We start from the raw sequence: 26,954 nt of genomic DNA, 5'->3' as shown, positions 1-26,954 counted from the left end.
ATGGCTTGGATTGGAGGCTCTTCGATGAAGCTCAAGACGATTTCTTTGCTCGCGATGGCGGGTTTCGCAGCGGCGTGTGGTTCGGACGGTGAACAGGGCCCGCCGGGCCCCGCCGGCACGTCGACGACCGGCTCCGAGCAGGGCTCGGCGAGCGTGGTTTCGCCGAACAAAGCCGTCCTCGACCGCGAGCTCGACGTGCAGCTCGGCTTCTCGGGCAGCAACTTCACCGATGCCACGAAGCCCACGATCGACTTCGGCCCCGGGATCACCGTCGGCGACGTCAAGGTATCGAGCCCCACGCTGCTCATCGCGCACGTGACGATCGCCAAGGACGCGCCGATCGGTCCGAAGACCATCAAGGTCGGAAACATCGAAGCGACGGACGCCTTCACCGTCGTTCCCGCGATCGAGGTGAAGGTCGGCGACAAGAGCGGCGCGAGCGGCGACCAAGGCTCGCTCGCCCAATTCGTCATCGAGAACAACGACAGCAAGGCGTTCGACACGGCGCAGGGCGGCTTCGGACTCGTCGACACCGACTTCCTCGATCTCGGCTCGTCGGCCACCGGTCCGGTCGCAGGCACGGGGCTCTTCCTCGTTCCGCCGCTCGCGCCCGCGGGCAAGAAGCAGCTCACCTTCGCGAACCTCGATGCGCAAGGAAAGCCGCGCCTCTCCTTCCTCAGCTCTGCCGAAGCGTTCGAGGTCGTCGCCCACACGCCGACCGCGCTGGCGAACGACACGCCGAAGGACGAAGTGTTCGGCGACGTCTACGACTCGAAGCTCTACAAGCTCTCGGCCGCGGGCGCGGCGATCGTCGACTACCGCGTCGAGGTCGCCGGCAACCAAGGAACGCTGCCCTACACGTTCGTGTTCGGCACCGGCGGCAAGGCCAGCGACCTCATCACGCGCAACGGCCCGCCCTCGAGCCTCTTCGGCACCGCGCCCCCGCCCTACGACCTGCACGCGATCCTCCCGGTCGTCGGCGCGGGCGACTACTACTTCGTGACCGCTGATCTCAGCGGCTCGGCGAATCAGAAGATGAAGGTCACCGGCACCGTCGTGAACGCCACCGTCACGCCGGAGCCGGCCGCGGCGCACGATCAGACGGCCCCCTTCACCGTCGCGACCCTCCCCGCCACCGACGGCCTCATCGTCACGGGTGAGCTCAACGGTGAGGACGAGTTCGACGCCTACAAGATCACCGGCGCGCCGGGCGACAAGATCCAGATCGCGGTCACCGCGACCAAGGATCGCGAGATCGAGGTCGTTCTGACCAAGGATCCGACGGTGATTGCCGAAGCCGACGGGACTCCTGACCCCGACCGCAAGGTTTTGGGCTATGTCTGGGCCCCGAACTACGGAACGAACGCGACCATCACGCTCTCGGGTCAGACGGATCTCTTCGTGGTCATCCACAAGGATCCCGAGACCAAAGGCTCCGCGCTCGGCAAGTACGTCTTCTCCGCTCGGAAGGTGCAGTGAGGAACATCGCCATCGCCGCCAGCATCGCGTCTCTCGGCCTCGCGCTCGTCGCGTGTCCTTCGCCGAGGATGCCCGAAGGTCCGCCGCCCGAGTACGAGGAGCCGCCGGCTCCGTCGTGGCTCGACGGCGGGTCACGAGACTCGGGAGGCGACGCAGGCGAGGTGGCGCGACCCGACGGCGGCGTCCCGTCCACCTGAATCGTTCGTTCCCAGCTATTTCCCGTCACGCCGGGGGCGGCCGACTATAGTGGGCCGCCGCCATGGACAAGGCCCAGATCCGACACGTAGCTGAGCTCGCCGAGCTCTCGCTCTCGGAAGACGAAGAGCAGCGACTCACGGGCGAGGTTGGCCGCATCCTCGCCTACGTCGCCGAGCTCGACGCGATCGACACCACGGACGTTCCACCGACCGCCCATGTCGCCGGAACGGAGCCGCTCCGATCGGGGCAAGGCTGGCGCGCGGACGAGAACGTCCCCTGCCTCTCGCACGAAGATGCCCTCGCGCAGGCCCCGCAGGCCGAGCACGAGGGCTTCGGCGTTCCGGGTTTCGTCGAATGACCGCCGCAATTCCGAGCCGCGCGGTCGACCTCGCCGAGAAGGTCCGCTCCGGGGAGCTCACAGCGCTGGCCGTGGCCGAAGCCACGCTCGCGCGCATCGACGCCGACAACGAGCGCCTCAACGCGTTCCTCACCGTCTCGCGCGACGAGCTGCTCGCGCAAGCGCGCGCCCTCGACGCCAAGCGAGCGCGTGGCGAGACGCTCGGCCCGCTCGCAGGCGTGCCCATTGCGCTAAAAGATGCGCTCTGCACGCGAGGCATCCGCACCACGTGCGCCTCGAAGATGCTCGCGTCCTACGTCCCGCCCTACGACGCCACGGTCGTTGCGAAGCTCAAGGCGGCCGACGCGCTCCTGCCCGGCAAGACCAACATGGACGAGTTCGCGATGGGCTCGTCGAACGAGAACTCGGCGTTCGGTCCGGCACGCAACCCGCATGATCCCGAGCGAACGCCCGGTGGATCGTCGGGAGGAAGCGCCGTGGCGGTCGCGTCCGGCATGACGCCCGCGGCGCTCGGCAGCGACACCGGTGGATCGATTCGGCAGCCCGCGGCGCTGACCGGCATCGTCGGCGTGAAGCCCACGTACGGCCGCGTTTCACGTTACGGGCTCGTCGCGTTCGCCTCGAGCCTCGATCAGATCGGCCCGTTCGCCACCGACGTTCGCTCCGCTGCCCGCGTGCTCTCGGTCATCGCCGGCGAGGACGGACGCGATATGACGAGCCTTCGCGTTCCGAACGACGACTACGAAGCGGCCTGCGGCCAGTCCGTCCGGGGTATGCGCATCGGCGTTCCCGAGGAGTACTTCGCCCAGGGCCTCGACCCCGAGGTCGAAGCGAGCGTCCGCGCCGCCATCGCGCGGCTCGAGGCCGACGGCGCCACGATCAAAAAGGTGCATCTTGCACACACCAAGCACGCCGTCGCGACGTACTACGTCGTGGCAACGGCCGAGGCCTCGAGCAACCTCGCGCGCTTCGACGGCGTTCGCTACGGACTGCGGGTCTCGGGCAACGTCGCGCGCGACTCGAAGCACGCGCAAGGTGGAGCGCTGCGCGCCATGTACGGCGCCACGCGTGACGCCGGGTTCGGCGCCGAGGTGAAGCGGCGCATCTTGCTCGGAACGTTCGTGCTCTCGGCGGGCTACTACGACGCGTACTACCTCAAGGCCCAGAAGGTCCGCACGCTCATCCGTCGCGACTTCGAAGCAGCCTTCGCCGACGTCGACGCCATCGTCTGCCCCACCTCGCCCACGCCCGCGTTCCGGCTCGGCGAGAAGACCTCGGATCCCCTTTCGATGTACCTCTCGGACGTCTACACCTTGCCTGCTAGCCTCGCCGGACTGCCCGCGATGAGTGTGCCATGTGCGCCCACCAAAGCGGGCCTTCCGGTCGGTCTCCAGATCATCGCACCCGCGCTGAAGGAGACCACGATGTTCAGGCTGGCGAGCGCCTGGGAGACGGCGCGCCAAGGCTGAGATGTCCGAATTGACGCTTCACGTCGAACCTTTCCGTCCCGAACACCTCGAGGGCTTCGCGCGACTCTTCGAAGGCGCGTCGTCGTCGTGCTTCTGCCGGTATTGGGAGTTCCAAGGCAACAAGAACGAGTGGCTGGACCGCTGCGCGCATCGGCCGCTCGAGAACTTCGAGGAGCAAGCCTCTGCCGTACGAAGCGGCGAAGCTTCGGCGCTCGGTCTCGTGGCACTCGATGCGTCGCGGGCGCTCCCCGATGCGATTGTCGGCTGGATGAAGCTCACGTGGCGAAGCGCGGTGCCGAAGCTTCGAAACTTGCCTGTGTACAGGCAACTCGACCTCGGCCCCGACGCGACCACGCTGAGCGTCGGCTGCTTCCTCGTGCACCCCGCGGCCCGAGGAAAAGGCGTCGCGCGCGCGCTGCTCGCCGGAGCGGAGGCGTTCGCCCGCGAACATGGAGCGCAAGCGATCGAAGGGTACCCGCGTCGTGCGAGCGAACGGCTTTACGACGAGGAAGTTTGGCAGGGCCCCGAGCATCTGTTTCGCGAGCTCGGCTACGACGCCGTCCACGACGTCGCACCCTATCCCGTGTACCGAAAAGTGATCCGATGATGACCGCAGGCATCACTCGTCGCGCCCCCTGGTCGCTCGGCGAACCACTCCAAGTTGCTCCGACATGTGATGCAGCTGGGCATCGGCCTCGGGTAGACTCGACCTAGTGCCTCCGGGCTTGCCTATGCTCGCGACGCTGCTGCCGGACCGGCGGGCGATGGTATCGCTCGTTCGTGCGGCGCTTCGTCACGAGATCTCGAACGTGGCGTTGGTGGAACCACCTCGCCAATCGCAGCCACATACGCTCGAGCTTCGAGTGTCGGGGACACGTGTGCTCTCGCTCCTCGCCGAGCCCGTCGGAGCACCTCGCAACGGTACGTTCCCGTTGCGCCTCAAGCCTCTGAACCAGAATCAGGCCTCGGAGCTCTACGCCCTCATCGAGGCCGAGGCGCTTCGTGAGCGATCGGCGTCGCCGTCGTCCGAGCCCCTCCTGATGCGCACGCTCGCGCTCAATCCTGAGGCCGCGAGGCGGGCGCTCGGGAGTGTGTCGCTTCCGACGACACCGTCGACACCGCCAGACTTCGATCCGCGGAAGACCGCCCCGCTTCAATCGTGGGATCCCAAGCGCACGGCGCCAACGGCGTGGGCGATCACGCAGCCGCCGCGGCCGGGTGAGGCGCCGCGCGCCCCCGAGCCGCCGAAGCCGCCAGTGGTCTCCGTGCAGCCGCCGAAGCCACCGCCGCTCCCGAAGCTTCCGGCGCTCTCCATTCCGACGCCGGGGGGCCCGCCGTCGAGCGACAGCGAGATCATCGCCCGTGCAGCGGCTGCGCTCGGAGACGACCCGAAGCGCACCGTACCGAGCGCGGTCTGGGCACGCCAGGCCGCGGCCGCGGGTGCAGCGGCTGTCGCCGCGCGAAAGACCACCGAAGACGAGATCGTCGGCGAAGGTTCGGACCGAACGATGCTCGATCCTCAGGTCCGCGCCGACGCGAAGCTTCCGCCGGCGCCGCCCTCCGCCCCCTGGGACGACGGGCCGAGCCTCAGCGTCCACGTTCTCTACGAACCGCCGGATTCGGCCAAAGCGCCACCGTCGTCCGTCACGCCGAAGCAAACGCTCCCGGCGCCGCCGTCGTCGAGCGGTGGCCCGGGCGACTTCTTCGACACGGCGCTCGGTGGGCTCTCGTCCGTCGGCGCTCCACCGAGCGAAGAGGCGCCCGAGACGCCGGCCTCGTGGGAAGACGACGAGCGCGCCCCCTGGGACGAAGACGAGGACTTCGCGACGCTCGTGAAGCTGCCTGGCGAAGTGCTTCCGCTCATGCCTCGACGCGGAGGCATGGACGGCTCGAGCAAGGTCCTCGTCGACACCTCTGCACTCGCGCGCGGTAGCCGGCCTCCGACCACGCGTCGCTCGAAGCCTCCGCTCGGCCTGGAGGACCGCCCCAGCCGGCGGCCGCCGACCGACGGGTCCGACCCGCTCCTCAGCCGCAAAATCAACGACGGCAAGTACGTCATCGAGTCGCTCATCGGCAGCGGCGCGGCCGGCGCGGTTTACAAGGCGCAACACCGTGAGCTTCGGCGCACGGTCGCCATCAAAGTGCTGCATCCGCACTACCAGAAGGATCCGCACTTCATGAAAGGCTTCCGCGGCGAGGCGCTCGCCGCGAGCCAGCTCGATCACCCGAACGTCATGCGCGTGCTCGACTTCGGGCAAGAGCCGGACGGTCTCGTCTACATCGTGATGGAGTACCTGTCCGGGCGCACGCTGCAGAACCGGCTGGACGAAGAGCGACGCCTGGCGCCCGAGCGCGCCCTGGAGCTCATGATCCAGGTCTGCGCGGCGCTGAGCGTCGCGCACGACCAGGGGATCATCCACCGCGACGTCAAACCCGACAACATCATGCTCGTCACGAGCCGCAACGACGAAGGCACCACCTTCGAGCTCGTGAAGGTGTGCGACTTCGGCATCGCCGCCTTGCAGAATGCACGCGCCGACGATCCCGAGCTCGGCTTCGGTGACAACGTCATCGCTGGCACGCCCGAGTACATGTCGCCCGAGCAAGCGCGCGGCACCGAGGTCGATGCACGCGCCGACGTCTACGCGTGCGGTATCTGCCTCTACGAACTCGTCACCGGACGACCGCCCTTCCTCGGCGAAACCGCGCCTGACATCCTGCTCCAGCAGCTCGAAGATCCCCCTCGCCCGCCCTCCCAGATCATCAGGGGCCTCGATCCGGTGCTCGAGGAGATCATCCTTCGCGCCATTCAGAAGGATCCCGAAAAGCGTCAGCAGTCCGCGCGCGAGCTGCGGCTCGAGCTCAAAGAGCTCCTCGACCCGGGCGACGGCGACGAAACCGACGGCGAGAACGAACGCAGCATCGTCCTCAACGTCGCGAACCTCGACGATCCGGCATCGGGCTTCTCTGCCTTCTTCATGGCGCTCTCGAGCGCGGTTCTGCGCGCCGGACGCTTCGAGCGCGGACACCCCGAGGCCGCCGCGGCCATGAAGGATCTGCTCAAGGCGACACGCGTTGCACTGCGCGGTCGCCGGGAGCTCACCTTCGCGCGCCGCGACACGCAGAAGTCGATCGGGTACGTGGTGATGAGCGGCCACGCCGAGATCGTCGACCTGAAACGACTGCTCGGCACCGAGCTCTACGAGAACCTCGGATACCCCTTTATCGAGACGGTGGTGAAGAAGGGCATCGCCTCCTTCACCTTGCGCGAAGGCGTTCCCGACAACGAAGTGGAGGAGTTCATCGAGCTCCTCATCGGCTCGCTCTCGGAAGAGGAACTTCGCAAGGCGCTCCTCGCCAAGAACTTGCCGCACGTCTCGGTGCTCTTCGTCGACGACATCCTCGCCGCCGATCGCTCGGTCTCTTGGAAGGTCGGCGTCACGCTCTCGCGCCTCGCGCGCGACCTCGGTGGCATCGCGAACTCGCGCGGGGTGAGCCTCAAGAAGATGCGCGAAAACCGCGACGATCTCGTAGCGGCCGTCGCGCACCTGCTCACGCGGGGCGAAGAAATCCGTCAGTTCGTGCTCAACGCGGACATCGTCGACAGCGCTGTCGCGAACTACCGCGGCTTCTCGGGCTTCCAGCTCGTTCCGGTTCTCGTCGAACGCCTGCTGCTCGACCCCTGCGCCGAGGCCGCCATGCTGCTCGTGGCCGACTTCGATAGCGCCGAGTCGGACGTCGACCACCTGAAGGGCCTCCTCAGGCTCTTTGCCACGCGGCTCCTCCTCGAGCGGTCGGCCACCTCCGACGCCGCCGTCGCCGAGCTTCACCGTCGGTCGATCGTGACCGACAGCGACATCCCGCGCGACCTCGGCGAGAAGATCCGCGCCGAGACCCTTGCGAACGCGCTCCTCCGCGAGCCTTCGGGCTTCCTCCGCACGCTCGACATCATCCACGACGACGACTACGGCCGCGAGCTCGGGCACCTCGAAGCCGCGATGGCCGTTCTCGCGCGAAAGGCCGAGGCCGCGGCGCTTCTCGCGGCGATCAGCGTGCTCGCGCGGCACGCGCGTGGCAGCGGCCAGCCCGGACCACGCCAGCAGCACGCGATCGCGACGATGAAGTCGATCATCGATCGCGAGCGGCTCGTGCCGATCGCCACCGCCCTCTTCAACGGACCGCCGCAGCAGCGCGAACCGGCACGCCAGCTCCTCGTCTTGGCAGGAGGCGCGGGCGCGCATGCGCTCTTCGTCGCTCGCGAGAACTTCTCCGATCCCCAGTCACGCCAGGTCTTCGTGCAGACGCTGCGCGATACCGGCGCGGCCGGGTGGTCGCTGCTCTCTGCCGTGCTTCCGCGCATGGTGGTGCAGAACGAGAAAGACGTCGCGTTCGCCGAGGACCTGCTCCAGGCCGTTCCCGATCGCGCCGATCCCGCCCTCGGCGACGCCGTCGCCAAGTTCGTCGCGCATCCGCCCCTCAGGCCCGCCGCGCTTCGTGCCCTCGTCGCACTCTGGGGCGACGGCGCGAAGAAGCCCCTCGTCGAAGCGCTCGGCTCGGGAGACGAAGCCACGCGCATCGTGGCCCTTCGCGGACTGCGCCGGCTTCGTGGCATCGATGATCACGTCCTCGGGGTCGTCGAACGCCTGCTCGGCACGAAGGGCGGCGCGGGCGAGGAGCTTCGTGCGGCGGCGGCCTCGATCCTCGCCGAGACGCCACCGATGCTGCGAACGCGCGCCGTGAACCTGCTCTCGAAGATCATCGAAGGCCGGCGCGGAATCGTCGCCATGTTGCGCGGCGAGGGCGCGACGGAGGACAGCCCGATCGTGGCGGAGGCCATGGCACGCTCGCTCCTCGTGCTCGATCGCAACGAAGGCATTCGCGTCCTCAAGGCGCGCATCGCCCGCAGCGAAGGCGCCATGCGCACCCGCCTCTCGGCCGTTCTCCAGGGCAGCTAGAGCGTCGCTTTCACGCGAAGCGCTCGGTAACGATCAGACCGGTCGAGGCGGCATCGACGTGAGCCGGCGCCACTCTTCGGCTCGGAGCAGATCGCAGGAAAGGCCGCAAAAGAGCGCCCTCAAGGTCTCTTCGCGCGAGGCGTAGCGCGACGCCGCCCTCAGGACGTCGGCAAAGGGCGTCGGCCTCTTGATCTCACGAAGGACGTTCTCTTCGGCCTCACCGAGCCGGAACGCCTCGAGGCGCACCGGAAGCGGAACCACCGGAACGATGAGAGCGCTCTCGAGCGGCTGGAGAATGGCCTCGAGCTCGGCCTCCGGATAAGCGTCGCGCACGGCGCGCAGTACGAGGTCGAACGGATCGAACCCGAGGGGGAACGTCTCTTCGTGCGAGCGAGCGCCGCGAACGAAGGCGACCTCGCCGCTTCGCCAGTGGAAGACCTCGGTGAAACGGTCTTGCATCTGCTGGTGAATCGCCCGGAAAAGCTCGATGGGGCGAAGCACCCCGAGCCCGCAGAGGGCGTCGCCGAGGCGCCCGTTGAAGCGCGGGAGCATCGAGAGCGCCATCTCGACCTCCATGCGGAGAACCTGGCCGCGTGCCACGAGGTGCTCTCCGAACAGCTCGCTCTTGTCGGTGGACACGACGAACTCGGGCACGCCTTCGACGAGGTAGATCTTCTTCTTGCGAGCGCCGTCGCGGAAGTAGAGCGCTCCCGTCTCGCGCTTGCGGGCGAGGCGGAACATGCGCGAGGGCAGCACCGCGCGGTCGATCGGGCCCTTGTCGTTGGCGGTCGAGAAGACGTTGTCGTCCCAGCGGAGCGCCGCGCTCTGGGTGAAGCGAGCGAGCTCCGGATAAGCCACTGCCGAGCGGAACGGCAGGCTCTCGCGCGAGATGAGCGCGCGATGATCGACGCCTCCGGTGACCATCATCTCGACGAGGCGCGGGTAGCTCATCGGACCGATCGTGACGCCGGTTGCCGTCCTCACGCGGTAGATGAGCGGGGCGAGCTCGGCGGGATTGCGTGGATCGCTGGGCGACGGGTTGCCGCTCGGCGGCGGAGCCGACGGTGGCGGAACCGTGATGCGTGGCGACTCCGGCGTTGGCGACGCCCGATCGAGCGTTGCCGTCGGGCGCACGCTGCTCTCGCTGACCGGCGTCTCGACCTCACCCGTCGGAATCAGTCCGAGCTTGGTGATCCACCCCGCGAGCTTGCCTGGGCCGACCTGCAGGCGACGGCGCCGGAGGATCTCTTCGATCGCCTCGGCGAAGGCCGCCGCGCTTGGATAACGAAGCGCGCGATCTCGTGCGAGGGCGCGGTAAAGGACGGCGCGCACGTCGTCGGGCACGCGCGAGGTCGCGCGGTCGAGGACGGTCAGATCCGCATCGCGGATGCGCATGAGCACGTCGATTTCGCTGTGCCCGGAGAACAGCGGCCGCAGCATGACGAGCTCCGCGAGAACGATGCCCGCGGTGAAGAGGTCGCTTCGCGCGTCGAGCTCGCGCCCCACCACCTGCTCCGGGGACATGTAACCGAGCTTGCCTTTGAGCTGCCCGGCGTCCGTGCGGCGCTCGATCTCCGCGGCGCGCGCGATGCCGAAGTCCGTGAGCTTCACCGCGCCGGAGCGATCGATGAGCACGTTGCCCGGGGAGACGTCGCGATGAACCAGCGAGAGCCGCCGGCCGTCATCGTCACGCGCGTTGTGGGCGTAGTCGAGCCCGCGAAGCACGCTCAGGGCGATGTAGAGCGCCGCTTCGAGCGGCACGTCCTCCCCGCGGCTCGCGGCGGCGCGGACGAGACGGGCGGCGGTCGTGCCGTCCACGTACTCCATCGCCATGTAAAGCTCGCCGTCGTGCTCCCCGAAATCGAAGACCTGGACGATGTTCGGGTGCGCGAGGCGGGCGCAGACGCGGGCCTCGTCGACGAACATCGCTACGAAATCATGATCCTCCGCGAGTTGCGGGAGGATGCGCTTCACGGCGACGACCTTCTGGAAGCCCCGCGGGCCGGCACGCCGCGCCAGGTACACTTCCGCCATCCCCCCCGTCGCGATGCGTTGCAGGAGCTCGTAGGGCCCGAGCATGAGCGGGGCCGGATGGATCGACGCGCTCATCGGCGGTAGAAAGCGTACCCCATGGTGCTCCCGAAGCGTACCGAGTCGTCACGCGGAAGCGAGGATCCTTGCCATCCTTCCCGCACCATTGACGCGCTGCAGGTGGGCGCCCGCGACCCGCGCGACGCGCACGAGCACGGATCGCGTCGATTTCTCCGTCGGAGAACCGGACGTGTCGTGACGGTGACCGGGGCCGCGTCATTTCTGGGCACGAACCTGATCGGGCTCCTCGAGGAGGATCCGACCATCGCCCGGATCGTCGCCATCGACATCAAGCCCCCGCAGACGGCGCAGACCAAAACGCGCTTCTACGAGGTCGATTTTACACAGCCTACCGCGGAAGCACGCCTCTCCGAGATCTTCGCGGCCGAGCGAACCGACACACTCGTACACCTCGCGTTCCTGTCGTCTCCTTCGCATGCCATTGCCCTGGCCCACGAGTTGGAGAGCGTTGGAACGAGGCATCTTCTTGTCGCGGCGCGGCATGCGCAGGTGCAGAAGGTCGTCATGTGGTCGCAGACCTGCCTCTACGGTGCGCACCCGTCGAACCCGAACTTCCTCACGGAACGCCATGCGCTCCGTGCCTCCTCGAACGAGCCGTTCTTCGTGGACAAGCTCGAAGCGGAGGCTGAGCTTGCGCGCTTCACGCAGAAGTCCCCAGGCGCCGTGGTGACGGTGCTCCGCACGGCGCCGATCCTCGGGCCCACGGTGCACAACTACGTCACGCGCTACCTCGCGCGGCGCGTGGTGCCGACGATGATGGGCTTCGATCCCCTCGTGCAGTTCGTCCACGAGGTCGACGCCATCGCGGCCTTCAAGCTCGCCGTCGATCGCGATCACCCCGGCATCTTCAACATCGTCGGCGACGGCGTCTTGCCGCTCTCGACCGTGGTGAAGCTCGCGGGGCGCCTGGCCATGCCCGTGCCGCACTCGATTGCTCGCACCTTCGGCAGCGCACTCTGGCTCGCGCAGCTCGTCGAAGCCCCACCGACGTTCCTCCGTCATCTACGCTTCCTGTGCGTGGCCGACGGAGCCAAAGCGAAAGAGACGATGGGATTCCGCCCAGCCTATACGACGCGCGAGGCGGTCCTCGACTTCACGAACGCGCAGCGCCTCCGTGACGTCAAGCTCCTGCAGGAGAACGTGGCATGAAGCGACCGAAGAAGGCCGGTGCAGCGAAGTCCGAGCAGGCCCACACGCAGCCGAAGACCCAACCGACGCGGCCGACGCGACCGACGCGATCAGGTACGCCGTCGTCACGGGCGAACCGCGCGCCCCTCGCCAAGAAGCGCGCGCTGCACGCCCACGTGAAAGCGTCCTCGCCGACGAGCGAGTCCGGCCCGCCGCCCTCCGCGCGCAACGTACCGAGTGCGTCGGACGCCCCCGAAAAGCCCGCCGATCCGATCGTAGTCGCACAGATTCGCGACCTCGAAGCGCAGCTCGAGAGGCTCATCGACGAAGCTTCGCGCGGTGACGTCTCGTCGCTCGCGCGCGACTCGAGCAGCGATCTCGACGACGAGGTTGCTCCGGTGTCGGAGCCCGCGCCGACGTCCTCGTCACCGAGCAGCGCTCTGCTCGAGGTCGACTCCATCGAGGCGCCTCGCCCTTCCCTGCCCTCAGCGCGGCCGAGCGGCCCCCTCCCCGAGGTGCGCAGCGTGCCGCCGGCGCCGGAGTCGGTGTTCGACACCGCGCGCGAGCTGCTCTCCACCGACTTCTACCTGCGTAAGTGGGGCCGCCTCGCGATGCGCGGTCGCTCCGAAGAGGTCGACGACTTCGGCTACGACCCGATCTACGACGAGAAGGTTCGAGGCATGCTCGACTTCCTCTACTCGACGTACTTTCGCGTCGAGACGAGCGGGATCGAGAACGTCCCCGGCGAAGGGCGCTGCGTTCTCGTAGCGAACCACTCCGGAACGCTGCCGCTCGACGGCGTCATGATCAAGACCGCGCTGAAGCGCGAACACGCCGAAGCCCGCCCGCTCCGCTGGTTGACGGAGGACTTCATCTACCACTTCCCCTTCGTCGGCTCGATGATGAACCGGCTCGGTGCGGTGCGCGCTTGCCAGGAAAATGCCGAGCGCCTGCTCGCCAAAGAGCAGCTCGTCGCAGTCTTCCCCGAGGGCGTGAAGGGCACCGGCAAGCTCTTCGCGGAGCGCTACCGCCTCCAGCGCTTCGGGCGCGGCGGCTTCATCAAGCTGTGTCTCCGCATGGGGGCGCCCGTCATCCCGGTCGCGGTCGTCGGCGCCGAGGAGACGAACCCGATGCTCTTCCGGGTCGAGTTCCTCTCCAAGCTCCTCAAACTGCCGTACGTGCCGGTCACGCCCACGTTCCCGCTGCTCGGTCCGGCCGGGCTTCTGCCGGCTCCGACCAAGTGGCGCATTCTTTTCGGTGAACCCATCGACCTCTCGTCGTATGGAGCAGAGGCGGCGGACGACGAGATCCTCGTCGGCAAACTCGCCGAGCGCGTTCGAGCCGCCATCCAAGGCATGCTCGACCACGCCGTGGGCGCTCGGAAGAGCGTCTTTTTTGGCTGATTTTCGAACGGAACAGAGCAGCACCCCACATGACCGCCGGCAACGAGCTCGGAGGCGAGGAACACGGCGGTGCTACGTGCACCGCCGGCGTTCTCGTCGTCGACAAACCCAAAGGACCGACGAGCCACGACGTCGTCGCCGTCCTCCGTCGCGCCCTCCAAACCCGCCAGATCGGCCATTGCGGAACGCTCGATCCAATGGCGACCGGCGTGCTCGTCGTGACCGTCGACGAAGCCACGAAGCTCGTTCCGTACCTCACGGCGGACGACAAGGCGTACGAGACCACGGTCCGGCTCGGCGTCGGCACCGACTCGCTCGATGCCGAGGGCCAGGAGACGGCCCGCCAGGACGTCTCCGAGGAGCTTCGTGAAGCGCTCGTGAGCCTCGAGCGCGGCGAAGCGTGCCCGGCCGCGATCCTCGACGCGATCGCGATCGAGCGCGCCCGCAGCGAGCAGGTACCGCCGGCATTCTCCGCCGTGCGAATCGGAGGCGAACGCGCCCACACGATGGCCCGTCGCGGCGAGGCCCCGGAGCTCGCCGCGCGGCCCGTGGCTTTGCGCTCGCTCGAGGTGCGCGGCGGCGGAATCGCGCCCGAGCCTCACCTGCGCCTCGCGCTCGACGTCACCAAGGGCTACTTCGTGCGCTCACTCGCTCGCGATCTCTCGGCGGGGCTCGGCACCGTCGGGCATCTGACCGCGCTCCGTCGGACGCGCTCGGGCGGCTTCACGCTCGACGACGCCCTTTCGCTCGAGGGCCTCTGGGAAAAGCCGACAACGAAGGAAGCGCAGCTCGAACGACGCGAGCGCCTCCTCGCGCGGCTTCTGCCCATGGAACAGGCCGTCGCGCGGGCGATGCCCACCCTCACGCTGACGGACGACGGCGTGCGTGCCGCGCGCCACGGCCAACGCGTTCGCGCCGCGGACATGTCCTCGTCGTCGGGCGAAGCCATCGTCGGAACCTCGGCCTGGCTCGACGCGAGCGGAAAGCTCGTGGCCATCGGCGAGGTTTCCCCGGAGGGCAGCGGGCAGGTCCTCCGGGGATTCGTCGCCGGCTGATCAGTTCTTCTTCGCCGGCGCCGGCTTCTTCTTTTCCTTGGCGAGCTTCGCCTTGGCCTCGGCCGCCTTGGCCATCGGCCCCGTGGGCGCCGCCTTCAAGTACGCGTCGTACTCGGCGGCTGCCTCGGCGAACTTGCCGTCTTCGTGCATCCACGACCCGAGCCAGTAGTGCGCCGGCGCGAACGTCGGCTCCTTCTGGGTGGCCGTCTGGAGATCGGCCATGGCGCCGGCCTTGTCCTTTGCTGCGTACTTGCACAATGCACGATTCGTACGGAAGTCGGCGTTGTCCTTGATGGCGATCGCGCGGTCGAACGCGGCGATGCACTCGGGAACCGCACGCGCCGTGCGCAGCTCGAAGCCGATCGTGCCGAGCATCGCTGCATCTTCGCCGGCAACGCGCTGGGCCTGCTTCAGCTTCGCGATAGCTTCGTCGTTCTTCTTCGCTGACGCCAGGTGATGGGCATACGCGATGTAGAAGCGCGCATCGTTCGGCGAGAGCTTAAGCGCCTCGTCGAAGGCCTTCGATGCCGCGTCCAGGTCACCCTTACCCGAGAGCGCCGACGCGAGGTTCAGCTGCATGTCGGCGTTCTTCGCGTTGCGCGAGAGCACGCCCTTGGCGAGGGTGATCGCGTCGTCGTACTTCTGCGACTCGACGTAGATGGCCGTGAGGTTCTCGGCCGCTTCCTGCAGATCGGGCTGCAAGTTGAGCGCGTCGCGATAGTGCTTCTCGGCCGCCGCGCGGTCCCCCGTCTTGTCCATGACGAGACCGAGGTAGTAGTGGGCGTCGGCCTGCTTCGGGTTCTTCTTGATGGCCGATTCGAACGACGCGCGCGCGGTATTCCAGTCGCCCGCCTTGATGGCGGCGGTGCCCTTCGACACGTCTTCGCTCGAACCTGACGCCGCGGGGCCGTCGGCCGGGTTCGACGTCGCGACCGAGGCGGCCTTCGGCGTCGAATCGCCAGATCCCGGCGAAGCCGATTCGGCGGGCTTGTTCCCTCCGCCACATGCGGCGAGCGCAAGCGCGAGCGTAAGAGCCGAAAGACAACGAAGCTTCTGTGCGCGTCCGATCATCGAGCGATCCTCCATCCTGAAGACGATCATGATCGCACGGATTCAGCCATTCGTTGGCGGACTCGTGCGCAGGCCACCCTCGGAAGGTCGGGTGGAATCGGTGCTTACCGCACCCAGGAGAGCCTCATGGATCTCTTTGAAACGCGGACCTGGCGCAACTTTGCTGCCGTCGAGCTCGTTCACGTAGAACACGTCGGCAACCTTCGTCCCCTCGGTGTTGATCTTCGAGAGCGCGATCGACAACCCCAGCGTGTGCAGGGCGTGCGCGAGGCTGTAGAGCAGACCGGGGCGGTCCTTGGCGAAGATCTCGACGACGGTATGACGGGGTGACGCGCGGTCGTCGATGACGACTTTGGAGAGTACGGCCGGGCTCGGGCGCTCACGCCACGGCGACGACGTTCCGAGGCGCTCCCGCAGCAGGTCGGAGGCGTCGACCTCTCCGCTGCACACGCTCTCGAGATCGCGCACCAGACGCGGCAAGGCCTGCGCAGCGCCCTCCGCACCGGTCCGCGTATCGCGGATCCAGAAGAGGTCGACGGCCTCGCCGTCACCATCCGGCGTCGGCCGCGAGTAGACTTGAGCGCCGAGCACCTCGAGGCGACTCGCCGTGATCGCTGCCGCGATGCGCGCCAGCAAGCCGGGCGCATCTTCGGCCACGACGCAGAGCTCACTCACCTCGGGATGGCGTGAAGGAACGAGCGCGGCGTGGACGAACTTTCCTTCGCGCATTCGCTCGGCGGCGACGTTCGCGTGCGCGCAGATGGCCTCGGGCGAGTTCGCGAGGAGATAGCGCTCGGGCATCGAGTCGACGAAGGCATCGAGATCGCGCTTGTCGCCCTGGAAGAACTTGGCAGCGCGCTGCTTCACACGCTGCGTGCGCGCGGTGTCGACGGGGTGAGGCGACGAATCACTCGCGAGGTCGGTGCCCGTGAAGTACGCGTCGGCCGCGAAATACAGCTCGTCGAGCATGCGCGCCTTCCACGAGGTCATCGCCGTCGGCGAGGTCGTCGTGATGTCGCAGACCGTGAGCAAGTACAGATTGCGGAGCGCTTCGCGACCGTCGACCTGGGCGCAGAAGTCCTTCGTGGTGCTGGGGTCGTCGAGGTCGCGACGCGTGGCAACGTGGTACATGAGCAGGTGCTCGCGTACGAGGGCACGGATTTCCGTCGCTTCGTCTTGGAGAATGCCGAGACGCGGAAGGATCGTCACGCAGAGATCGGCGCCGGTGATCGAGTGGTTCTTCCGAGATCCGCTCGCGTCGGGGTAGCCCTTGCCCACGTCGTGGAGGAGCGTGGCGAGGAAGAGCGTCGAAGGCCGCGCGATCTCGGCGGCGAGGCGGCTCGCGAGCGGTCGCTCTTGCACGTTCTCGCCGCGACAGAGCGCGCGGAGCGCATCGACGGCGGCCACGCTGTGAACGTCCACCGTGTACACGTGATAAACGTCGTGGTGCACGCGACCGGTGACCGGCATGAACTCGGGGATCATCGCCAGGAGCAGTCCCACCTCGTGGAGCTCGCCGGCGATCGAGCCGCGCTTCAGCGGAATGTCCGGCACGGTGCAGAGAAGCTCGACGAAGAGCGGGCCCGCTTCGGGGCTCTCGCGCAGACGCTCCGACCACCCCTGATCGGCCGCGTTGCGGGCGATGGCGTCGCGCGCGAACGGGAGGATCGGCGCCTTCTTCTGGACGCACGCGGCATACGCGCGGAGCGCGAGCGGCGGATCCTTCGCGAGCTCGGCGGGATCGACGGTGACGTGTCCGTCGAACAGACGCACGCCGCGACCGAGATCGACTTCGACCGGGCGCCCTCGCCTTCGCGGCGGCGTGGCTCGGAGGAGAAGCGCTTCGCGTGCACGCGAGACGACGCGCGCGTGGCCGAAGTAATCCTGCATGAAGCGCTCGGCGGCGGCCGCGCGCTCGTTGTCGGGGAGCTCGCTTCCCTCGCCCGTCTGGGAGAGCGCGGCGGCCGGTACGTAGCCGAGGTCGACGGCGATCGCTTCCTGACGGTCGAACGTCAGCCGGTCGCTCTTCCGGGCTGCATGCGCGTGGAGACGATTGCGCACGCGCCACAGGAACTCTTCGGCGTTCGCGATCTCGCGTGCCTCGCGAGGCACGAGGACACCGAGGCGAACGAGCTCCGCCCAGGTTCCACCTTCGCCGTGCGATTCGTTCGTACGGAAGCGCGCACGCGCGGCCCAGCGCGCGATGTCGAGATCGCGCAGGCCCCCCGCGCCGGCCTTCACCTCGGGCTCGAGGAGGTAGAGCGAGCCCCCGAAACGCGAGTGACGTGCGGCCGCCTCCTCTTCGAGCCTGGCCGCGAAGCGCGCGAGCTCTCCTTCGCTGAAGAGGCCCGCATAGGCGCGCTCTTCGATCTCCTTGAGGAGCGAAACGTCGCCGGCGATCCGGCGCAGGTCGAGGAGCGACGTGGCCGTCGCGAGGTCGTCCTGCGCGAGGTCGAGCATCTCGGCGCAGTCGACGACCTGATGGCCGACCGAGAGCCCTGCGTCCCAGAGCGGATAGAGCAGAGCGTCGGCCAGTCGTGAAGCCGCGTCGCGATGCTTGGCTCCGGCGCGCGCCACGATCCGGACGTCGATGTCGGATCGGAGTGCGACGGCGCCACGCCCGAACGTCCCGACCGCCGCCAGAACGACGGGCTCGTCGGCATCGGCATTCGTGCTCGCGACGGCGGCCTCGAAGAGCTTGGCGAGCAGAGCGTCGAGCGCCGCTGCGCGGGCCCTGCCGAGCGCAAGCCCGTCTTCGCCGCGCGCCTCGGATCCGAGTCGTCGATCGAGGTCGTCCCAGTGCTTGCGGACAGCTGCGGTCACTTCGGTGACCAGGTCTTCGGTGCTCCCGTTGCGGCGAGAATTCCCATCCGCGGAAGGCCGGCGTTCGTCGTCACGAGAAGCGCTCTCATCGGTCATGGCGAGCCGCGGCGAACCCTACCACTGGCTCTTCCCATCCGCCTGCCTTTCCCGTAGCTTCAGCCTCCGAACGCGGGCGAAGAGCCTCGCGAGGAGGCAGATAGCTCATGTCGAAGAAGCGTCTTTTCTCGGTGCTTGCGTTGTGCGCAGTGAGCAGCGTCACTGTCGCAGCCATCAGCGGCTGCCATGCCGAGGCGAAGTTCGGCAACCCGGAGCCCAAGGCCGCGCCGCCGCCGCCGCCCCCCGCACCGCCGCCGCCGGCCCCCGCGCCTGCACCGGTCACGCTCGCGAGCAAGCCCGTCTTCAAGGCGATCGGCAAGGCCAAGATCGTCAACAACGAGATCCAGATCCCCGGCAAGATCCAGTTCGACCTCGACAAGTCGACGATCAAGGAGACCCCGGAGACGCAGGACGTGCTCAACACGCTCGCGAACGTCATGAAGGAGAACCCGCAGATCACGAAGGTCCGCGTGGAAGGCCACACCGACGACAAGGGCGCGCTCGACCACAACAACAAGCTTTCGCAGGAGCGCGCGGACTCCGTCGCCACCTGGCTCGCCGGCAAGGGCGTCGACAAGTCGCGCGTCGCTACGATCGGCTTCGGCCCGAGCAAGCCGCTCGTTGCGAACGACAGCGAGCCGCACCGCGAGCAGAACCGCCGTACGGAGTTCAAGATCTGGGAAGTCGACGGCAAGCCGACGGACGCCGCCAAGGCTGACGCATCGTCGACGCCGGCGACGGGCTCCACCGCGGCGGCTCCGGCCGCGAGCGGCACGGCGGCCACCAAGACGGCCGCGCCCGCGGGCACGGGCACGACCGCCACGCCGACGTCGGCGACCACGGCTCCGAAGAAGTGATCTGAGTTTGACACGCGTTGGAGCCGGACCGGTCGTTCTCGACGACGGGCCCGGCTCTTCGCTTTTTTGTGCTTCGGCGTGTTGGTGCTGACGCGCGGTCCGCAGAAACGAAAACGCGCAGCGCCTCGTGAGGCCTGCGCGTTTCGTGCATTCTACAGATGAAGAGCGCGACGACTCAGGGGCCGCCGAACGCTTTGCAGGCCGTGGTGCCCGCCTGGTACTTCTGCTGGCAATGTTTCGTCGACTGCTCGCAGTACGGCGCCAGCGTTCCGCAGTCTGCGTCGACCGTGCAGTCGCCGCCGGGGCCGACCTTGTCGACGCAGGTTCCCGTGCAGCGGAGATCGTCCTTGCACGGAACGTCGGGCGTGCAGATGTCGCCCTTCGACTTCTTCGGCGAGCAGAACTTCTGACCGCCGCCGCGGTCCGCGCAATAGGCATTGTCGACGCAGATCGCGCCCGCGTCGGTGCAGGGCTTGTCGATCTCGCGGAGCACCTTCTCCGCGCAGAAGCCCTTGTCGCAGATCAGCGAGCCTTCGCACTCGTAGGTCGACTGACACGCCTGGCTCGCCGTCTTGTTGCCGGCGAAGACGCGCTCGCACGCATCCTGCTGGTCATCTTCCTTCGTCGGGTCGGGCACCTTCGCGGAGTAGAGATCGTGCGTCTTGCCGAGGCAATTCTCGGCCACGGCCGCCTTGTAGTTGCGGGCCGCTCCAGTCGCCTTACCGGCGTCTTGGAGACAGGCGGGCTTGCGCGCCGCGGTGCACGCGTCTTCGCTCGTCGCACACGACGCCGCAATCCCCGCACACTCCTCCTTCGCCTTCGCGGTGCAGAAGGAGTCGGTGTCGGGATACTTCTCTCCGGCATCGTCGGAGCACGCCACGAGCGCCACGGCGCCACCAAAAGCCACGAGCGTAAGCAGTTTGCGAATCATCGGATCCTCCGGCTCGCGGTCGGTTTTCTCCCAAGCCTGAGCGCACGGCAAGGTTTCAACGAACAGGTGCCGGGGCAACGCATCGCGTGCCTTCAGCGCCTCGACGTTGGACGCGCGTCCCCCGGTGCATCTTCAAACGCGCCGTGCACCTTCGCCGATTCCAAGCGGCGCGAGGCGTCGCACCGATCCGATCCCTCGTCTTGGAAGAGAGGCTCCCGATGAAACTGAGTCTGACCATGCTGGCCTTGGGCGCCGCGGTGAGCGCGGCCTTCCTCCCGTCGCAGGCGTTCGCCCAAACGCCCAGCTCCTCCACGTCCGCCACCTACGTCGAGCGGAAGGTCGGAAGCGACCAGGAGATCATTTTCCCCGAAGAAGACAGCCTCGTCGGCGACCCACTGAGCACCTACGGCTTCGGCGTCATGCCCGCGCCGAGGGTGCTCCGGGCAGGCCTGATCAGGCCTCGTAACAACTTCCTTCCGGAACTCTTGAAAAGCGTCGAAAACCTTTAGTATGGTGCCCTTCCTCTCGACGGTGACACGTCAGAGAGGACGCAGCCCAACCGTGTCCAGACGTTTCGCAAGGAACTCTCGGAGACAAGGGCCGCGCGAAGGTGGCGGAATTGGCAGACGCGCTGGATTCAGGTTCCAGTGGGGTAACTCCTGTAAGGGTTCAAGTCCCTTCCTTCGCACTTGTCTCGTAGGCCTTTTCCTCGTCACTTGACGAGGAAAAGGCTTTCGCATTTTGTCAGCTCGCGTGGGGAGACCGCGACTGTCGAGCAGGTCATGGACCGTCGAGCAGGTCGCAGGGCGTGACGGCGACTTTCGCGGTTTCGCGTAGGCGCGCCCGGGACGGCCAGGCTTGCGGGTTCGCGTGGCTCGCGTGGGAGAGCGCGAGTTTCGCGGTTTCGGGGAGCTCACCTCGGGGACGTCAGCGCTCGCGCCCCGTCGTTCGGCCTACCGATGGGGAGAGAAGCGCGACCGTCGGTGGGCGGCTGGCGGTGAGCGATCTCGAGCGTGGCGTCCGCTTCAGTCGCGGGCGCAGCGGCCGCCGGCGGCGCTGTAGGTTCGCCAGACGGGAAGCCAGAAGCGGTTCGGGCCGTTCTTCATGTGGTGGCCGCCCCACTCGCCTTGCCACGAGCTGCCGCGCGCGAGGCGAATGCCGTCCTGAGCGGCACGTTCTTCACCGAACTCGTCGCCCACGGGTTGGCCGCTCGCGTCGAGCTTCTGCCACTTGGGAGGCTGGACCGGCGGGCCTTGCGGCGGATCGGGCCACGCGACGAACCCGCAGTCGTTGCACGTCGATGGGCGCGAGGTCGCCATGTCGGCGGTCATCTCGATCACGTTGCCCGTGAGGTCCGCGTGTCCGAAGCGCGACCGCTCACTCTTGAGGCCGACGGGCGCGATGGGGGCGGCTCCGTCGGACGGCCCTCGATACAGAGGACCGTAGGTGAACTTGTAGGAGGTGCTCGGCGGGTCCGTCAGGTCCGAGACGATGGCATCGTGCAGCCCCAGCCACGTGGGCGCCTCGTCGCCGTAGGGGTAAACGCGGTTCTCGTCGCCGCTCTGCCCAACGTAGCCCCACTCGGCGTCGGTCGGCAGTCGGCCGCCATCCCAGATGCAGAAGGCGAAGAGCGTGTACCAGTCGACGCAGTTGATGGGCTTGTCCTCGTTGGGGCCGGCATCGGCGGTCCACACCGCTGCGCCGTAGTCGTTGTTGTCGCCGCCCACGGAGCAGGCCGCCACGTGCCGCTCGTTGATCTCGCTCCACGAGCCGGTCAGGCGCACGTCGAAGCTCGACCGCCAGCCGCTTCCCGCCACGTGCGGGTTGGCGCCGGCTCCGGGCGCCGGCGGGTTGCCGCGCAGCTCACCGTGGTGCGCGTTGTAGAACGCACGCAATCGGCCGACCGTGATCTCGAACTTGTCGAGCTTGAACGGCGACACGGACGCCTTGATCGGTGTCTTGCCGTCGATGTCGAGGCCCACGTACGCGCCGCCGGGTACGGCGATCGATTCGCAGCACCCCTCCGTGCCGTCGCCGCAGGAATTGTCGGCGCCCGGGGTTCCGACGCAGCTCTTCGCGACCACGCACTTGCCCATATTCGGCCCCTGTTCCCCGCAGAGTCCCGTCATACAGTCGGCATGCGTGGCGCAAGCGCCGCCGGCCGGGCACAGGACGTCGTGCCCAACGCCGCACGTCGGTGGGGCCGGGTTGCCCGGGTCACCTGGGTCGCCCGCGTCGTCGTTCGTCGAGCCACAGGAGCCGCCTTCGCATGGACGAGAACAATCGGTCCGGCACGCCGCGGGGCCTCCATCGAGCACTCCGGGATCCGTCGGATTTCGGCCGTTCGTGGGCTGAATCGCGTCGTCACTTCGATCCCCGCACGCCGCGAGGACGACCGCGGCGAGAAGCCCTCTGCCGACCAGCCGCGCCCAAGGCGCGCCGCGCGAGCCGCGCGAGCCGCCGAGGCCGCGAGACGATGCGCCCCGAGAAAGCGACGCAGAACCTGAACGAAGCGAACGAAGCAAACGAAGCGTTTCCGCAATCGGCGTCATGGCGATGCAAGTTGCAATCGGTATGCGCATGCCGACAGCCATGCGGCGCGCCAGACCTCGTGATAGATCTGGGAGAATCGCCGTTTCCTCTTTGCGCGTCGCGAGCGCCCCATGAACTCGGACCGACTCCCTTCGTCTTCGCCTACGACCACTACGTTTTCGTCGTGCTCCTCTTCTTCGTGCGCTTCGTCGGCGCGCGTCGCGAGAAAGGCACGTTTCGCGCGGATCGCGCTCGCCACGGCGCTGGCCCTGATCCCCGTCGCCACGGCTGTGACGCCCGCGCGAGCCCAAGACGCCCAAACCCCCGATGCGCGAACCCAGGCAACGGGCCGCGCTCTCTTCAACGAGGGCGTTGCACTCTACAACGACGGCAAGTTCGCCGAGGCGTGCGCCAAGCTCGAAACGAGCCTCAAATACTTCCCGGGCATCGGCGTCCGCGGAAAGCTCGCCGAGTGCTACGAAAAGCTCGGTCGCTATGCGAGTGCGTGGTCGATGTACAAAGAGGTTGCCGACCTCGCGACCCGCAGCGGCGAACCGACGCGTGAGGCGGTGGCCAACGAGCGCGTGAAGGCGCTCGACCCCAAACTTTCGCACGTCACGATCGTGCTGCCGCCGGCCAACGACGTCCCAGGCCTCGTCGTGAAGCGCAATGGCCAGGTGCTCGAGCGAGCGAAGCTCGGCGCCGCGCAGACGGTCGACGCAGGAAACGTCACCGTCGAAGTCACGGCGCCGAACCGCAAGCTCTTCTACACGCAGGTCGCGGTCACCGTGGGTCAGTCCACGCGCATCGAGATCCCGGCGCTCGAGCCCATCGTGATCGCGGAGACGCCCGCGCCCGAACCGCCCCCGCCGCACGCCTCGACGCCGCTCACCGAACCGCCTGCGCCGCCCACGTCCACGCCGTGGCAGAAGCCTGCCGGCCTCGTGATCGGCGGCTTGGGCATCACGAGCATGCTCGTCGGAGGCGTCTTCGGCTTCTCCGCGCGCGCCACGTACGACAGCGCATTCGACAACGGCGCCTGCACGAAGCCCACGAACGAATGCACCGCTGACGGGCAGAGCCAGATCGACAGCGCACGCAGCCAGGCCACCGCGTCGACGATTCTCTTCATCACGGGCGGAGCGCTCACCGCCGGCGGCATCGTTCTCTACCTCACGGCGCCGCGTGCACGCACGTCGGGCCTGCGGCTCGTTCCCTCGCCCTACGCGGGCGGAGCCGGCCTCACGCTCGCCGGCTCGCTCTGACGTCTCGCTACGGCCAGATTCGGTAGATCGCAGCGCCCGCGTTGGCGCGTGCGCCTGCCGCGAGAATGCGTCCGTCCACCTGCACCGTCGTGGCGTAGAGCGAGACGTCGATCCCGTTCGCGGAGCCAGGCGGTTCGATGAACGCCGTCCCCGCGGTGGCGAACGTCTCGTCGACCGAGCCGTTCGAAAGCAGCCGCGTGACGCGCGCTTCGCCGTTCATGACGGCGGTATGGCCCACCGCCACGATCTTCCCGTCGTCCTGCACGGTCACGCCATGGAACGCCGACGCGCCCGTTCCGTTCGCCACGCCGCGCACCCACGCCTGAACGCCTCCAGACGTCGCGACGCCCGCGGTGTACAGCGTGGGGCTCGCCGAAGAGTCACCCACGAGCGCAAAGGTTCCGTCGGCCGCGCGTGCGAAGCCGAGGCCGTGAAATCCGATACCGAAGGCCAGCTCGCCGTTCTGACCGAACGTCGTATCGCTCGCGCCGGCCGCCGTGCGACTGACGACCGAGAACGAACCACCCGAGCCGCTCGTGCCCCCGGCGACGATCGATCCGTTCGTTCCGGGCGCGACACCGACGAACGAGTGCCCGGTCACGACGAGCGGCTTGCCGCTGTTGAAGGTCGTGTCGAGCTTGCCGGCGTCGGTCAGTCGCGCGACGACGCCCGAGTCGCTCCCGACGTCGTGACGAACACCTGCGACGAGCACCGCGCCGTCGGGCTGGAACGCCACGCCGAAGCCCTCCGAGCCAGCGGGCGCGTCGGCCACGGCGAAGAGACGAACCGGTCCTCCGCCGAACGACGTATCGACGACGCCCGCAGAGGTCAGACGCACGACCGTCATCTGCGCAGGAGCGCCTGCCTGGGCAGACGAAGCGCCGACGACGACGATGCGTCCAGCAGCATCGATCGCCACGGCGCGCACTTCACCATCGGTCGGCAGCGTTGGCGCGAACGCCGTCTCGAGCGCACCGGAGGCCGAGAATCGGCGAACGAGCCATCCTCCGGGGGAAAGCGGATCGGTATTGGCGATGCCTCCGGCGACGACCTTTCCGTCCGCCGCGACGGCGAGCCCGTAGAAGATCGAGCGCGTCCCGCGAGCATCGTCCTTCACGAAGCCGTGGTCGCCGAACGTCGTGTCGAACGCGCCCGACGCATCGGCGACCAGCAAGTGAACGTTCTCGGAGCTGCTCGTGCCGTCGAGCGCGAAGGTCGCCGTCGCACCGCCGAGCGCCGCGCTCTTCGTCGCGGTCAGTACGATGGAGGCTTGGCTGGCCCCCTCCGGAATCGCGCTGCCCGACGCGGTCACGCCCTGCGGCAATCCATTCACCGAAACGTTCAGCGGACCGGTCACGTCGTTGCGGTCGACCGTGACGGTCACGGTCGACGTCGCCCCTGCCCTCCGTACGACGACGGATACGGGGCTGACGCTCAACGTCGGCGCGCCAGGCTCGGTCGAGCCTCCTTCGGTGCTGCCCCCGTCGACGTCGGCAAGCCCGCCGCCGTCCGCACCGGGCAGCGGCTCCGTGCGAACCGTCGTCTCGTCGAACCCGAGGATCGACGCGCATCCCGTGCCAACGATCGAAACGAGTACGAGCCCCGAACCGAGCGAGAAAAGACTCCGAAAGTAAGAGGCCATCGCCGGCCTCGATCCTACCTCGGCCGGAGCAGGGCCGATATGACCGATTCTTGCGTCCCCGACGCGGCTGGTTCACCGCCCCGAAACAGAACACGGCCGGCTCGAGTGCCTACGGAGGCCTCGGGTCCGCCGGTTTCCGGCTAGTTCTGAGGAAGAGGTTTTGCGGCCCCGCTTGGGCTAGCTCGATCGTTCGCGATCGCGCTTGCGCGCGCTTCCTCCGCTCGACTGCGCGTGCTAACTGCGCGCCGCATGTCGAACAGCCGTGACGTTCTCGTCCTACGTCGCGTTCGAGCCGTCGATCCTTCCAATTCCCTCGACGCCATCGTCGACGTGGTCATCGAAGGGAAGACGATCACCCGCGTCGGCCCGCGTGCGGCCGAGGGTGTCGAGGGCGAGCGTGTCACCGAGATCTCCGTGCCCGGCGCCATGCTGCTGCCCGGCCTCATCGATCTCCACGCTCACCTCCGCGAGCCCGGCCAGGAGTACAAGGAAGACCTCGTGAGCGGCCTCGCCGCGGCAGCTGCCGGTGGCTTCACCGACATCTGCGCGATGCCGAACACGCGTCCGGTCAACGACACGCGCGCCATCACCGAGATGCTCGTGCACAAGTCGCGGGCCATCGGCGGCACGCGCCTGCACCCCATCGGCGCGATCACGCTCGGTCAGAAGGGCGACACGCTCACCGAGATGGCCGACCTGAAAGACGCCGGCGCCGTCGCCGTCAGCGACGACGGGCACTGCGTCACGCGCAGCGACGTCATGCGCCGCGCGCTCGAATACTCGAGCACCTTCGACCTGCCGCTCATCCAGCACTGCGAAGATCACGCCCTCACGGCGGGCGCGCAGATGCACGAAGGCGCGGTCTCCACGAAGCTCGGCCTCCGCGGCTGGCCGCGCGTCGCCGAAGACGTCATCGTCGCCCGCGACATCATCCTTGCAGAGTACACGCGAGCGAAATACCACATCGCCCACGTCTCCACGATGGGCGCCGTTCGCATCCTCCGCGAGGCGAAGTCGCGAGGCATCAACGTCACCGCCGAGGTGACGCCGCATCACCTCCTCCTCACCGACGCCGCGCTCATCGGCTACGACACGGCGTGCAAGGTGAACCCGCCGCTCCGCGAGGACGAAGATCTGCTCGCGCTGCGTGACGCGCTCGCCGACGGCACGATCGACTGCATCGCCACCGACCACGCGCCGCACTCGCCGCTCGAGAAGGACTGCGAGCTCAGCGAAGCATCCCCTGGCATGATCGGCCTCGAGCTCTGCATCCCGCTGATGCTCGGCCTCGTGAACAAGGGCGTGCTTCCCCTCGCCCGCATGGTCGATGCTCTCACGCGCGCCCCTTCGAAGATCGCCGGCCTTCCGCGCACGGAGATCAAGGAAGGCGCCGAAGCCAATCTCACCCTGGTCGACCCTGCCGCAAGCTGGACCGTGTCGGCCGATCGACTTCGAACCAAGAGCAAGAACACGCCGTTCCTCGGTCAGACCGTCACGGGCAAGGTCGTCCTGACCATCGTGAGCGGGACGGTCGTGTTCGACGCCACGACCAAACCCGCTTAAGGAAGGGCCGTAGGAGA

General features: G+C 67.9%; 19 protein-coding genes and 1 tRNA gene. 14 read left to right on the top strand and 6 right to left on the bottom strand.

The genetic code is table 11. The features are described 5' to 3' along the window. The first annotated feature begins 24 nt into the window (after positions 1–24). The 6 genes from AKJ09_RS40285 (at position 25) to AKJ09_RS40260 (ending at position 8,459) form a co-directional block, all read left to right on the top strand. Complete coding sequence (locus AKJ09_RS40285) at positions 25–1,479, top strand: hypothetical protein (protein WP_146653143.1); 1,455 nt, start codon at positions 25–27, stop codon at positions 1,477–1,479. Beyond that, positions 1,476–1,676, top strand: a complete 201-nt coding sequence (locus tag AKJ09_RS40280) for a hypothetical protein (RefSeq protein WP_146653142.1) — start codon at positions 1,476–1,478, stop codon at positions 1,674–1,676. Before AKJ09_RS40285 ends, AKJ09_RS40280 begins: the two co-directional genes overlap by 4 nt. A 62-nt stretch (positions 1,677–1,738) precedes the next feature. Beyond that, positions 1,739–2,035: an Asp-tRNA(Asn)/Glu-tRNA(Gln) amidotransferase subunit GatC gene (gene gatC, locus AKJ09_RS40275; RefSeq protein ID WP_146653141.1), complete on the top strand. Its 297-nt coding sequence runs from the start codon at positions 1,739–1,741 to the stop codon at positions 2,033–2,035. Further along, positions 2,032–3,504: an Asp-tRNA(Asn)/Glu-tRNA(Gln) amidotransferase subunit GatA gene (gatA, locus tag AKJ09_RS40270; protein ID WP_146653140.1), complete on the top strand. Its 1,473-nt coding sequence runs from the start codon at positions 2,032–2,034 to the stop codon at positions 3,502–3,504. Before gatC ends, gatA begins: the two co-directional genes overlap by 4 nt. Before the next feature lies 1 nt (position 3,505). Further along, on the top strand, positions 3,506–4,111 hold the full coding sequence (locus tag AKJ09_RS40265; protein WP_146653139.1) for a GNAT family N-acetyltransferase: 606 nt from the start codon (positions 3,506–3,508) through the stop codon (positions 4,109–4,111). A gap of 256 nt (positions 4,112–4,367) precedes the next feature. Beyond that, positions 4,368–8,459 (top strand): protein kinase domain-containing protein, encoded by a 4,092-nt coding sequence (locus AKJ09_RS40260; protein ID WP_205633933.1) that lies wholly within the window; start codon positions 4,368–4,370, stop codon positions 8,457–8,459. A gap of 33 nt (positions 8,460–8,492) precedes the next feature. On the opposite strand, the gene AKJ09_RS40255 is transcribed toward AKJ09_RS40260, so the two are convergent. Next, entirely contained in the window at positions 8,493–10,568 is a 2,076-nt protein-coding gene (locus AKJ09_RS40255) for a serine/threonine-protein kinase (RefSeq protein ID WP_146653137.1), read from the bottom strand. A gap of 177 nt (positions 10,569–10,745) precedes the next feature. Between AKJ09_RS40255 and AKJ09_RS40250 the strand changes: the two genes are divergently transcribed. Genes AKJ09_RS40250 through truB form a run of 3 tightly spaced genes read left to right on the top strand, consistent with a single transcriptional unit; the run spans position 10,746 to position 14,157 of the window. Next, positions 10,746–11,720, top strand: a complete 975-nt coding sequence (locus tag AKJ09_RS40250) for an NAD-dependent epimerase/dehydratase family protein (RefSeq protein ID WP_240488786.1) — start codon at positions 10,746–10,748, stop codon at positions 11,718–11,720. Continuing rightward, complete coding sequence (locus AKJ09_RS40245) at positions 11,717–13,102, top strand: lysophospholipid acyltransferase family protein (RefSeq protein WP_146653135.1); 1,386 nt, start codon at positions 11,717–11,719, stop codon at positions 13,100–13,102. The genes AKJ09_RS40250 and AKJ09_RS40245 overlap by 4 nt, the downstream gene beginning before the upstream one ends. Before the next feature lie 29 nt (positions 13,103–13,131). Further along, positions 13,132–14,157: a tRNA pseudouridine(55) synthase TruB gene (gene truB, locus AKJ09_RS40240; protein WP_146653134.1), complete on the top strand. Its 1,026-nt coding sequence runs from the start codon at positions 13,132–13,134 to the stop codon at positions 14,155–14,157. Here truB and AKJ09_RS40235 read toward each other — a convergent pair whose 3' ends face one another. Then, positions 14,158–15,228 (bottom strand): tetratricopeptide repeat protein, encoded by a 1,071-nt coding sequence (locus tag AKJ09_RS40235; RefSeq protein ID WP_169928252.1) that lies wholly within the window; start codon positions 15,226–15,228, stop codon positions 14,158–14,160. It abuts the gene before it with no gap. Between the two features lie 42 nt (positions 15,229–15,270). Then, a complete protein-coding gene (gene glnD / locus AKJ09_RS40230) occupies positions 15,271–18,051 on the bottom strand; it encodes a [protein-PII] uridylyltransferase (protein WP_169928251.1) in 2,781 nt (926 codons plus the stop codon). 203 nt (positions 18,052–18,254) lie between these two features. On the opposite strand from glnD, the gene AKJ09_RS40225 reads away from it, so the two are divergent. Next, positions 18,255–19,004 carry an OmpA family protein gene (locus AKJ09_RS40225; RefSeq protein WP_146653131.1) on the top strand — a complete coding sequence of 250 codons (750 nt, stop codon included), beginning with the start codon at positions 18,255–18,257 and terminating at the stop codon, positions 19,002–19,004. A gap of 175 nt (positions 19,005–19,179) precedes the next feature. On the opposite strand, the gene AKJ09_RS40220 is transcribed toward AKJ09_RS40225, so the two are convergent. Then, on the bottom strand, positions 19,180–19,935 hold the full coding sequence (locus AKJ09_RS40220) for a hypothetical protein (protein ID WP_146653130.1): 756 nt from the start codon (positions 19,933–19,935) through the stop codon (positions 19,180–19,182). A gap of 218 nt (positions 19,936–20,153) precedes the next feature. Between AKJ09_RS40220 and AKJ09_RS40215 the strand changes: the two genes are divergently transcribed. Together AKJ09_RS40215 and AKJ09_RS40210 are read left to right on the top strand one after the other, a co-directional pair. Then, positions 20,154–20,444 carry a hypothetical protein gene (locus AKJ09_RS40215; protein WP_240488785.1) on the top strand — a complete coding sequence of 97 codons (291 nt, stop codon included), beginning with the start codon at positions 20,154–20,156 and terminating at the stop codon, positions 20,442–20,444. 95 nt (positions 20,445–20,539) lie between these two features. Next, positions 20,540–20,623 (top strand) — tRNA-Leu (locus tag AKJ09_RS40210). 337 nt (positions 20,624–20,960) lie between these two features. Here AKJ09_RS40210 and AKJ09_RS40205 read toward each other — a convergent pair. Next, entirely contained in the window at positions 20,961–22,031 is a 1,071-nt protein-coding gene (locus tag AKJ09_RS40205) for a formylglycine-generating enzyme family protein (protein WP_169928250.1), read from the bottom strand. A 726-nt stretch (positions 22,032–22,757) separates the two neighbouring features. On the opposite strand from AKJ09_RS40205, the gene AKJ09_RS40200 reads away from it, so the two are divergent. Continuing rightward, the gene (locus AKJ09_RS40200) at positions 22,758–23,732 is read left to right on the top strand and encodes a tetratricopeptide repeat protein (protein WP_146653128.1); all 975 of its coding nucleotides are present in this window, start codon (positions 22,758–22,760) and stop codon (positions 23,730–23,732) included. Positions 23,733–23,739: 7 nt separating this feature from the next. Here AKJ09_RS40200 and AKJ09_RS40195 read toward each other — a convergent pair whose 3' ends face one another. Then, positions 23,740–25,374 (bottom strand): NHL repeat-containing protein, encoded by a 1,635-nt coding sequence (locus AKJ09_RS40195; protein ID WP_146653127.1) that lies wholly within the window; start codon positions 25,372–25,374, stop codon positions 23,740–23,742. A 249-nt stretch (positions 25,375–25,623) separates the two neighbouring features. Here AKJ09_RS40195 and AKJ09_RS40190 point away from each other — a divergent pair, with 249 nt between their 5' ends. Then, on the top strand, positions 25,624–26,937 hold the full coding sequence (locus AKJ09_RS40190) for a dihydroorotase (RefSeq protein WP_146653126.1): 1,314 nt from the start codon (positions 25,624–25,626) through the stop codon (positions 26,935–26,937). Positions 26,938–26,954: the final 17 nt, after the last annotated feature.

This window comes from Labilithrix luteola (assembly GCF_001263205.1).
Classification (GTDB): Bacteria; Myxococcota_A; Polyangia; order Polyangiales; family Polyangiaceae; genus Labilithrix; species Labilithrix luteola.
Note: the sequence above shows the minus strand (reverse complement) of the source record. Positions and strands in the feature narration are given on the sequence as shown.